The sequence below is a fragment of the Gammaproteobacteria bacterium genome, assembly GCA_013003425.1.
Classification (GTDB): domain Bacteria; phylum Pseudomonadota; class Gammaproteobacteria; order Steroidobacterales; family JABDKV01; genus JABDJB01.
Window position 1 is genome coordinate 1 of the sequence record JABDJB010000062.1, and the last position, 10,466, is coordinate 10,466.

General features: G+C 60.5%; 13 protein-coding genes. 3 read left to right on the plus strand and 10 right to left on the minus strand.

The genetic code is table 11. The annotated features are described in order from the left end of the window. The 9 genes from HKN06_09170 to HKN06_09210 all read right to left on the minus strand — a co-directional run. A partial coding sequence (locus HKN06_09170; protein NNF61482.1) for a cell envelope integrity protein TolA occupies nucleotides 1–222 on the minus strand: 222 nt, incomplete at its 3' end. A gap of 9 nt (nucleotides 223–231) precedes the next feature. Beyond that, nucleotides 232–678, minus strand: coding sequence for a protein TolR (gene tolR / locus HKN06_09175; GenBank protein NNF61483.1), 447 nt, complete (start codon nucleotides 676–678; stop codon nucleotides 232–234). Nucleotide 679: 1 nt separating this feature from the next. Further along, entirely contained in the window at nucleotides 680–1,360 is a 681-nt protein-coding gene (tolQ, locus tag HKN06_09180; protein ID NNF61484.1) for a protein TolQ, read from the minus strand. Further along, nucleotides 1,357–1,779, minus strand: a complete 423-nt coding sequence (gene ybgC / locus HKN06_09185; GenBank protein NNF61485.1) for a tol-pal system-associated acyl-CoA thioesterase — start codon at nucleotides 1,777–1,779, stop codon at nucleotides 1,357–1,359. Before ybgC ends, tolQ begins: the two co-directional genes overlap by 4 nt. After that, entirely contained in the window at nucleotides 1,760–2,809 is a 1,050-nt protein-coding gene (gene ruvB / locus HKN06_09190) for a Holliday junction branch migration DNA helicase RuvB (protein ID NNF61486.1), read from the minus strand. The genes ybgC and ruvB overlap by 20 nt, the downstream gene beginning before the upstream one ends. Beyond that, nucleotides 2,806–3,399, minus strand: coding sequence for a Holliday junction branch migration protein RuvA (ruvA, locus tag HKN06_09195; protein ID NNF61487.1), 594 nt, complete (start codon nucleotides 3,397–3,399; stop codon nucleotides 2,806–2,808). Before ruvA ends, ruvB begins: the two co-directional genes overlap by 4 nt. Continuing rightward, nucleotides 3,396–3,920: a crossover junction endodeoxyribonuclease RuvC gene (gene ruvC, locus HKN06_09200; GenBank protein ID NNF61488.1), complete on the minus strand. Its 525-nt coding sequence runs from the start codon at nucleotides 3,918–3,920 to the stop codon at nucleotides 3,396–3,398. Before ruvC ends, ruvA begins: the two co-directional genes overlap by 4 nt. Then, a complete protein-coding gene (locus tag HKN06_09205; protein ID NNF61489.1) occupies nucleotides 3,921–4,670 on the minus strand; it encodes a YebC/PmpR family DNA-binding transcriptional regulator in 750 nt (249 codons plus the stop codon). A gap of 7 nt (nucleotides 4,671–4,677) precedes the next feature. After that, a complete protein-coding gene (locus HKN06_09210) occupies nucleotides 4,678–5,253 on the minus strand; it encodes a hypothetical protein (GenBank protein ID NNF61490.1) in 576 nt (191 codons plus the stop codon). A 141-nt stretch (nucleotides 5,254–5,394) separates the two neighbouring features. On the opposite strand from HKN06_09210, the gene HKN06_09215 reads away from it, so the two are divergent. Both HKN06_09215 and HKN06_09220 read left to right on the plus strand, forming a co-directional pair. Continuing rightward, entirely contained in the window at nucleotides 5,395–7,539 is a 2,145-nt protein-coding gene (locus HKN06_09215; protein ID NNF61491.1) for a bifunctional (p)ppGpp synthetase/guanosine-3',5'-bis(diphosphate) 3'-pyrophosphohydrolase, read from the plus strand. Between the two features lie 40 nt (nucleotides 7,540–7,579). Then, nucleotides 7,580–9,034 carry an aldehyde dehydrogenase family protein gene (locus HKN06_09220; protein ID NNF61492.1) on the plus strand — a complete coding sequence of 485 codons (1,455 nt, stop codon included), beginning with the start codon at nucleotides 7,580–7,582 and terminating at the stop codon, nucleotides 9,032–9,034. On the opposite strand, the gene HKN06_09225 is transcribed toward HKN06_09220, so the two are convergent. Further along, complete coding sequence (locus tag HKN06_09225) at nucleotides 9,011–9,406, minus strand: response regulator (GenBank protein NNF61493.1); 396 nt, start codon at nucleotides 9,404–9,406, stop codon at nucleotides 9,011–9,013. The genes HKN06_09220 and HKN06_09225 overlap by 24 nt on opposite strands. A gap of 71 nt (nucleotides 9,407–9,477) precedes the next feature. Here HKN06_09225 and HKN06_09230 point away from each other — a divergent pair. Beyond that, a partial coding sequence (locus HKN06_09230) for a hypothetical protein (GenBank protein ID NNF61494.1) occupies nucleotides 9,478–10,466 on the plus strand: 989 nt, incomplete at its 3' end.

The window sequence follows — 10,466 nt, forward strand, 5'->3', positions numbered from 1 at the left end:
ACGCTGCACCTCGGCAGCCCGGATGGCCTCGTCTGCGGCCTGCAGTTTTTCCAGCTCGGCCGCGATCAGTGATTCGTCGACTACCGCCGCCTGGATCGCCAGCGGTGGCGACTCGGATGCCGCGGTAAACTGCTGCCAGCCGAAACTGGCTGCGAGAAAACCCAGCAGCAGGCCGTGTAACACGACCGAATAGAACAGCGCTGTGTAATAACCCGGCTGCATGACTACGATTCACTGCCGGACGACCGGCGGCACCTCGGGCGGATCCGTGACGAAGCCGACCTTTTCCGCCCCGGCGGTTTGCAGCAGCACCATGCCCTCGACCACGCGGCCATAGGGCACCGCCTTGTCGGCGCGCACCAGCATGGGCGTTTTTGGCTCGCGCCGCAGGACCGCAGCGGCACGCGCAACGATAATGCGTGGTTCAACCGGCTTGTCTTCATCCGCGCCAATATTCAGGTAAAAATCACCAACGGATGTCACGGTGAGGATCAGCGGTTCCGTCTGCCGCAACAGCTCGGTATCGAGCGGCTCGGCATCAGCTGCGGGCAGGTCTACCTCCACGCCCTGCGTGAGCAGTGGCGCGGTGATCATGAAGATGATGAGCAGCACCAGCATCACGTCGATATACGGTACGACGTTTATCTCGCCCATCAGCCTGCGACCCTGGCGCGCCATGTCAGTTTCCGGGGCGCGCGTAGCGCTGCAGGATGGCGGAGAATTCTTCCGTAAACGTGTCGAATCGACTCTCGAGCCGGTCGACCTGGTCGGCATAGCGATTGTAGAAGATGACTGCAGGTATCGCGGCAAACAGGCCCATGGCGGTAGCGATCAACGCCTCGGCTATACCGGGCGCCACCATCGATAACGTTGCGTGCTGTACGTTGCCGAGGGCCCGAAACGAATTCATGATGCCCCAGACAGTGCCAAACAGGCCGACATAGGGGCTGGTCGAACCAACCGTTGCCAGTGTTGCCAGGCTCTGCTCCAGGCGATCGATCTCTTTCATCTGAGACACCTTCATGGCGCGGCGCGCGCCTTCCAGCATCTTGTCGGCGGAAACGTCACTCTGGGTCCGCAGCTTTTCAAACTCGGAAAAGCCGGACTCGAAAATCCCCTCCATTGCCACCGAATTAGTATCGCGGGTCACCAGATTGCGGTACATGTTTTCCAGGTCACCGCCGGACCAGAACTTGGTCTCAAATTCGTCCGAGGTTTCGCGTGCGCCACGCAGCACGCGACGTTTCTGGATAATGATCGCCCACGAGGCAATGGATGCCAGCAACAGCGACAGCATCACCAGCTGGACTACCAGGCTGGCTTCGAGAATCAGGTTGAGAAAAGACATTTCCATGTTCAGCCGAGCATCCCCCGTAACGACTGCGGCAACCGGCGCGGCCGGAAATCGTCGGCCCCGACACATCCTGCCCGCACCGTTGCGCGACACAGCGTTGCGTCACCACGATGTACCTGCTGGCCGAAATTCAGGCTGGCACGGCCGCTGCGTGCGATTTCCACGGTTACCTCCAGCATGTCGTCGAGCCTTGCAGGCTGCAGGTATTCCACCTGTACATCTGCGACCACGAAAATAATGCCCTGTTCCTCGCGCAGCCGCGCCTGGTCCACCCCGGCGGCCCGCAACCATTCGGTACGCGCACGCTCCAGGAATCGCAGGTAGTTAGCGTAATAGACCACGCCGCCGGCGTCTGTATCCTCATAGTAAACGCGCACCGGCCAGGAAAAGGGTTTATCCACCGCGTCAGCCGGAGTCGTCTTCATCGAACAGCGGCATGCTGGCCGGTGGCGCACCGGGCTTCAGCCCGAAGTGGCGGTAGGCATTCGGCGTGGCGATACGGCCACGGGCCGTGCGCATAATGAAACCCTGCTGGATCAGGTAGGGCTCAAGCACATCTTCGATGGTGCCACGCTCCTCGCCGACTGCCGCCGAGAGGCTGTCCACCCCGACCGGTCCGCCGTCAAATTTTTCGATAATTGTCAGCAGCAGCTTGCGATCCATGGGATCGAAGCCGAAGCCGTCCACATCGAGCAGGTCCAGCGCATCACGCGCGACCGCGGCGCTAACCTCGCCAGAGGCCTTGACCTGCGCGTAGTCCCGCACGCGTCGCAGGAGCCGATTGGCGATGCGTGGCGTGCCGCGCGAACGCGTTGCGATTTCTGCGGCGCCGTCGGCATCGACCGGCAGGTCCAGAATCTGCGCGGACCGGCGAACAATTTGCGTCAGCTCTTCGGCGGAATAAAACTCCAGCCGCTGCACAATGCCGAATCGATCACGCAGAGGTGATGTCAAAAGGCCCGCGCGCGTGGTCGCACCGACCAGGGTAAACGGTGGCAGGTCGAGCTTTATCGAGCGCGCCCCGGGGCCTTCACCAATCATGATGTCGAGCTGGTAGTCCTCCATCGCCGGGTACAGCACTTCCTCGACCACCGGGCTCAGACGGTGAATCTCGTCGACAAACAGCACGTCGCGTGGCTCGAGGTTTGTCAGCAATGCAGCGAGGTCGCCGGCCTTTTCCAGTACCGGCCCGGACGTCTGGCGCAGGTTAACGTCAAGTTCGTTGGCTACGATATGCGCCAGGGTCGTTTTGCCCAGACCGGGCGGACCAAAAATAAGCACATGATCGAGCGCCTCACCACGCTGTGCTGCCGCCGTGATAAAAATGTTCATCTGCTGCTTGACGGCTTCCTGACCGACAAATTCGTCCAGCTCGCGCGGCCGGATAGCTCGATCGATCGCTTCGTCTTCGTTGTCGCTGCGTGCGGTCACCAGGCGGTCGTGTTCAAGGCTCATTTGCTGTCCACCGTCTGCGTCTGCAGCGCCTGTCGAATAATGTCTTCGGCACTGCGGCCGTCGGTGTCAATATCGCGCAACATGCGCGCGACCTCGGGGGCCCGGTAGCCCAGCGCAACCAGTGCGCTGTGTGCTTCCTGCTGCGCCCCGCCACTGCCGGCAGTCGCAACCGTCCCGGCGGCGCCGAGATCTGCGAGACGATCCTTCATTTCCACGATAAGCCGCTCGGCAGTTTTCTTGCCGACGCCCGGTATCTTGACCAGCGTTGCAGCGTCGTTGCCCTGCACGCACGCGGCAAAGTCCTCGGCGCTCATGCCGGACAGAATCGACAGTGCCATGCGCCCGCCGACCCCGGATATGCGAATGAGTGAGCGAAACAAGGCACGCTCATCCAGCGTGGCAAAACCGTAGAGTTCACGCGCATCCTCGCGGACGATCAGGTGAGTAAATAACGACAGCTCTGCTCCGGTATCCGGCAGCTGGTAAAAAGTCGACATCGGCGCCTGTACCTCGTACCCAATGCCGCCGACTTCCAGCAGCAGCGCCGGTGGCTGCTTCAACGCCAGCCGGCCGCGCAATGACCCGATCACTGCACCGCCTCACGCTGACCAAGCAACTGTGCTGCGCGCCGCGAGTTGGCATGACACACCGCAACGGCCAGTGCGTCGGCTGCATCGCTCTGCAAGTCACCCTGCAGGGCAAGCAGCCGGCTTACCATATGCTTGACCTGGTCCTTTTCAGCAGCGCCATAGCCGGCCACGGCCTGCTTGACCTGACGCGGACTGTACTCGGCCAGCAACGGCGTCCCAGTGCTGGTGTCGGAGAACACCGCACACATCGCCGCGGCACGTGCATGACCCAGCTTGAGTGCGCTGTCGGCATTGCGGTGCACGAATACGCGCTCCAGGCACACCTCCGCCGGGCTGTACTCATTGATCAGCGCGCCGACCTTGTTGTAAATCTCCTCCAGCCGCCGGTTGAACTCCATTTTGTCGGTGCGAATACAACCACTCGCGCAATAACGCATCTGGTCACCACTGACGATAATGATACCGAAGCCGGTAACCCGCGAACCCGGGTCGATTCCGAGGATGGTCGTGCCCGGCTTCACTCAGTCAGCCAGTGCCGCGAGGATCTCATCCGGGATCTCCGCATTGGAATAGACGTTTTGCACATCATCGAGATCTTCCAGCATCTCGAGCAGTTTTATCATCGAGCCGGCACCGTTTTCGTCCAGTGTCGCCTGGGTCGATGCCAGCATGGTTACCTCGGCGCTGTCCGGCTGCAGCCCGGCGGCCACCATTGCATCGCGCACCTGTTCAAAATTGACCGGATCGGTCAGCACGTCCACTGATCCGTCATCATTGGTCACGACATCTTCGGCATTCGCATCGAGCGCAACTTCCATGATCTGGTCCTCGCTGCTACCCGCCGGGTAGCTGAGCAGACCAACCTGGCGAAACAGGTACGCCACTGAACCGTCGGCACCAAGATTGCCACCGAACTTGCTGAACGCATGCCGCACCTCGGCAACCGTACGGTTACGGTTGTCGGTAAGACTGTCAACCATAACCGCAACACCGCCGGGGCCGTAACCTTCGTATCGCACCTCTTCGTAGTCCACGCCGTCCAGTTCGCCGGCGCCGCGTTTTACCGCGCGCTCGATGTTGTCCTTGGGCATGCTCTGAGCCTTGGCCTTGTCGACAGCCAGGCGCAGCCGTGGATTGGAAGCGATATCGGAACCACCGATACGCGCGGCGATGGTAATTTCGCGGATCAGCTTGGTAAACAGCTTGCCGCGTTTCTTATCCTGCGCCCCTTTGCGGTGCTGGATATTTGCCCATTTACTGTGGCCTGCCATTGTTGGATCAGAACTCCAGCCTGATACCAATGTGCAGGCCATTATCAAATCTGGCGTCTGTGCCCTCAAAGCCTGCCTTTACGTAGCGGGCACCCAGATAGATGTCAGCTTCACGCAAGACGCTGTAAGTAATGCGTCCGGCAATTTCCACCATGTCTTTCGCGTCACCGAATGCGAGCACGTCGGGCGCAAAATATCCGTGACCGGAGAAGCCGATGCGATCGTAGCCGGCCAGCTTCATCCGAAAGAAGCCGCCGACGCCCAGAGCGAAGCCGTCCTGCCCAGGCCCTGACAGCTCCGGATCCAGCGCGTAAAGACGCCCACCGATAGCAGCGGTTATCGACTGCTGGCCGCCGCCGGCCTCGCCGACCCGGCCCAGTGAAACCGAAATAACATCGCCGCGATCCTGGTGATGCAACCAACCCGCATCCGCCTCAAGTTTCCCTTCATAGACAGTCCGCGCAAACGTAAGCCGGGCGGCATCGTCGTTGAGGTTCAGATCGAGGGAATCGGAGAGTGTCGGGCCTGCAGCCATGACAGCTGCCACAGCCATAAACGTCCTGAAGACGTTGCTTTTATTCATGCACGCGTCCTGTTCACCTGCTCCGTTGTAGTGAGACTCGCCAGCCACCATGTGGTTCAGTGGCGGCGCGCTGAAAGTCTGTATGATAACGGTTTTTGCCCTTTCACACACGGCCGGTTCGGTTCAGCAACCGGGTAAAAATTGAACGCAACAACGCCAGACCAGCACAAGTCGGACGATCCTGTTCAGGTTGCCCGCGACATCGTGGAACACTGTGTCGCTACCGGTGGGCAGGAACAGGCCGAAGCCGTCGCCAGGCGCGCCCAGGCCATTGGCGAAATCGTCGCCGGACTGGGTGTCGGCGCCACCGTGACCGCGGCTGCAACCGTCTATCCGCTGCTGGAACAAGGCCTGGTAAGCCGCCGGGAGCTGCGCGGCCAGCTGGCCGACGATACTGTCGAAATGGCGCGTGAGCTGGTGCGGCTGGGGCAATTCTCGCTGCCCGAACAGCTCGAGTCCGGTCTTGATGCACGACAGGCCGAAGCGCTGCGCAAGATGCTGCTGTCGATTATCGAGGACGTCAGGCTGGTGCTGGTGCTGCTCGCCAACCAGCTCGACCGGATGCGCAGCGCGAAACAGGCCAGTGATAATGAGCGCCATCGCGTGGCAATGGAAACCCGCGAAATCTTTGCACCCCTGGCGAACAAGCTTGGTGTCTGGCAGCTGAAATGGGAACTGGAGGACCTGGCGTTTCGTTTTCTCGAGGCGGATACTTACAAGACCATCGCAAAACAGCTCAAGGAACGGCGGGTTGAGCGAGAGGAGTTTATCCGCGAGGTTGTCGCGACGCTGCAGCAGGAAGCTGAAAAGCTGGGTGTCGTCGCCAGCGTGGAAGGACGTCCCAAGCATATCTACAGCATCTGGAAAAAGATGCAGCGCAAGCAGCTCGACTTCAATCACATATTCGATATTCGCGCTGTCCGCGTACTGGTTGAATCTGTTGCTGACTGCTACGCCATTCTCGGCGCTGTGCATGGACGCTGGCCGCCGGTGCCTGGCGAGTTCGATGATTACATCGCAACACCGAAAGAGAACCTGTACCGCTCGTTGCACACCGCCGTCATCGGGCCAGGGCAGAAGACGCTCGAGATCCAGATTCGCACACACGAGATGCATGCTCATGCCGAACTGGGCGTGGCAGCGCACTGGAAATACAAGGAAGGCAAGGCCCGCGAGCTGTCGGGCTCGGACGCTGCTTTCGAACGCAAGATCCGCTGGGTTCGCAGCCTGCTCGAACCTGGTGACAGTCAGGACGCTGCCGATGATTTCATTGAACGATTCCGTGCCGACCTGTTCGAGGACCGTGTTTATGCACTGACGCCGGGCGGCGACATCATTGATCTGCCGCAGGGCTCGACGCCTCTGGATTTTGCTTACTACGTGCACACCGAACTTGGTCACCGCTGCCGTGGTGCCAAGGTGAGCGGCCGTATCGTCCCGTTGACCTACAAGCTCACAAACGGCGATCAGTTGGAGATCATTACTGCCAAGACCGGCAATCCGAGTCGCGACTGGCTGATTCCTCAGCTTGGCTACCTCGGCTCCAGCCGCGCCCGCACAAAAGTGCGTTCGTGGTTTCGCCGCCAGGACCAGCAACACAATATCGAGCAGGGGCGCGGCTTGCTCGAACGCGAGCTGCAGCGGCTCGGCGTCGGCGATGTCAATAGCGAACAGCTGGCACGGCAGCTACGCCTCGGTAACAGCACGGAACTGTATGTTGCCCTGGGCACAGGCGACATAACGGTTACCGAGATTGCCCAGGCGGTACAGCAGCGCGTCGCGCCTGATAACGACGACGAACCGGAACTGCAACTACGTGCGCCGAGTAAAGAGAAAGAATCGAGCATTCGTGTCGAAGGTGTCGGCGGCCTGATGACAAGTTATGCACGCTGTTGTCGCCCGGTTCCGCCGGACCTTATTGCTGGCTACATCACGGTTGGTCGCGGGGTTACCATTCATCGTCGGCTGTGCGCAAACTTTCTGCGCCTGGCGGATGTTCACCACGATCGCGTACTGGAGGTCAGCTGGGGCGGCGACAGTCCCAGCACCTACCCGGTCGATGTCACGATCGAGGCGCATGACCGAAAGGGGCTGGTCAAGGACATCAGTTCGCTGCTGTCAGCAGAAAAAATAAACATAGTTGGCATGAACACGCGTACAGACAAAAAGACCATGTCAGCGAGCTTCGAGCTGACGCTGGAAATCAGCGGTCTCGAGGAATTGAGCCGCATCATGCTGCGTATCAGTAACCTGCCCAATATAGTTTCTGTCAGGCGCCGCAGCTGAGCCTCAACTACACTTTGCGTCAACGTACGGGGAGACTGACATGGCCGATATAAAGCGATACCCGATAATGAGCACCGGCGACCGTCCTGCAGCCGGCGAAATTGACGTTACAGCACCATTTGATGGCAAGCTGATTGCGCGCTGTGCGACCGTTGACGAACCCCACATCGAGGCTGCGATGACTGCGGCGCAGGCCCTGTACCGCGACCGTGCCGGCTGGCTGAGCATCCCGCAACGGCTTGCGATCCTGGAAAAAACCGCCGAAATCATGAGTGCGGAAGCCGAAAGCCTGGCGCGGCAGGCCGCACAGGAAGGCGGCAAACCGCTGATCGATTCCAGGGTAGAGGTGACGCGCGCTATTGACGGTGTGAAGCTGTGCATCGAGCACCTGCGCACTGAACAGGGCGAATTCATTCCAATGGCCGGCACGGCCTCGTCAACCGACCGGATCGCCTTCACCCGCCGCGAACCGATCGGTGTCGTCGTTGCGGTCAGTGCGTTCAATCACCCGCTTAACCTCATAGTGCACCAGGTTGCACCGGCCGTTGCCACCGGTTGCCCGGTCGTGGTCAAGCCGGCCGGCGACACGCCCATCTCCTGCCTGCGGTTTGTCGAAATACTGCGCGAGGCCGGTTTGCCCGCCGACTGGTGCCAGTGCGTCATTACCGCCAACACGCAGGTTTCACAAAAGCTCGTCACCGACCCGCGAGTGGCGTTTTTCAGTTTTATTGGCTCGGCGCGCGTCGGCTGGTATCTGCGCTCACAGCTCGCTCCCGGCGCGCGTTGCGCGCTCGAGCATGGCGGTGTAGCGCCGATGTTCGTCCTCGATGACGCCGACATGGACGCGGCTGTCGCCGCTGCCCTGAAAGGCGGCTTCTATCACGCCGGCCAGGTATGCGTTTCAGTACAGCGGGTATTTGTGCCACGCGACATTGCACGCGATTTTGCCGAACGGCTTGCAGCTGGCGCCCGCGAGCTGCGCATTGGCGATCCGACGTCGCCTGAAACCGAAATTGGCCCGCTTATCCGACCGGCTGAAGTCGAACGCGTCCACGAATGGGTAACCGAGGCGGTGGCCGCCGGCGCCACCCGGCTCAGCGGCGGCGACCCGCTGAGTGACAGCACCTACCCCTGCACCGTGCTGCTCGACCCGCCGGCCGACGCTCGCGTCAGCATCGAGGAAGTGTTCGGGCCGGTAGTCTGCGTCTACGGTTATGACGATCTGGACGCGGCGCTGGAGACGGCAAATTCTTTGCCGGTCGCGTTTCAGGGTGCGGTGTTTACCCGTGATCTCGATCGGGCGATGGAAATCTATACACGACTCGACGCCTCGGCCGTCATGGTCAACGATCACACGGCGTTTCGCGTCGACGCCATGCCATTCGCCGGCCTGCGCCATTCCGGGCTCGGTGTTGGCGGAATCCCCTACACCATGCACGACATGTCGATAGAAAAAATGCTGGTGTTGCGTTCAGGTCACATCCAGCCCGGCTAGCAGCTGCTCGATCGGTTCGATTACCTGCGCGCGATCCAGGATTGGCTTGGCGATGTAGTAGTCAAAGCCTTCGGCGAGAAAACGCTCACGGTCGCCCACCATGGCGTGGGCAGTCAGGGCAACGACCGGCAGGCTCTTCAGCCCGTGACGACGCAGCCCGCGCAGTGCCTCGACTCCATCCATGCGCGGCAAGGAAATATCCATCAGCACCAGGTCAGGCGGGCTGGCGACGATACCCTCGACCGCCAGCACGCCGTCCGGGTACTCCTGCAGCGTATACAGGTCCTGCAGCAGGACGCGCAACAGCAACAGGTTGTCAGGATTGTCCTCGACGATCGCAATCGATCGTTTTTTCGCGGCGCTGTCGTTCAACTGGCGGCACTCGCAACGGCCGGGGTAAATTAGTAGGCTAGCGCCAGCCCTGCGACCGCGCAACACTAACGATGCCGGATTTCAATCTCACAGCCGTCTCCATACTGCTTCTGGAGATACTATTCGTCAGTTGCACGATAATGGCGCTGTTCCGCCTGCGCGAACGGATTTCGCTTGGCCCACTGTACCTGCTGGTCGGCACGAACCAGTACCTGAGCGTGGTTCTGGCCGCAGCGGTGTATGTGATCATTGCGCCTGGAATAACTGTTTCACCAGGCTCATCGGTGCTGTTTCCGGCGTCGCTGTTTGCCATCCTGCTGGTGTATCTGCGCACCGATATCCCCACCGCCCGTGCACTGATATTCGGCATCGTGATTGCCAACATCGTGCTGACGGCCCTGCTGTGGTTCACCAGCTATCAGCTGACGCATTCCGGCAGCGCGAGTTTTGTGGGTGTGCCCATAGAGCTGTTCCAGGTATCGCCCGGCGTGTTCCTCGCCGGCACCCTGCTGCTGCTGGCCGATTTTCTGCTTGTTGCCATCATCTATGAGCTGGCGACGCTGCGCCTGGCCTGGATGCCACAGTCCGGCCGTATCCTGCTGACCCTGCTCAGCGTGCTGGTTTTTGATGCGGTAGTGTTCTCCAGCGTGCTCACTTTCGGCACTGGCGGGTTTATGGAGATCCTGCGGGGCCAGCTGGCTGGCAAGACTATAGCCGGCGTGAGCTACAGCGTTTTACTCGCCGCCTATTTGCGCTGGGTGGAGCCACGCGACGAGAAATTTCATGATGACGCCATTCGTGATGTCTTCTATATTTTTACCTATCGTGAGCGCTATCGACAGCTCCGGGCGCAGCTGCAGGTAGCCGAGGCCGCCAATCTTGCCAAGAGCCGTTTCCTGGCCAACATGAGCCATGAACTGCGCACGCCGCTCAACGCGATCATTGGCTTTTCCGAGGTTCTGAAGATGGGGGGGCTTGGCGGCAAAGCCGACGAATCGACCGTTGAATATGCTGGCCTGATACACACCAGTGGTAACCATCTGCTCGAGCTGATCAGCGA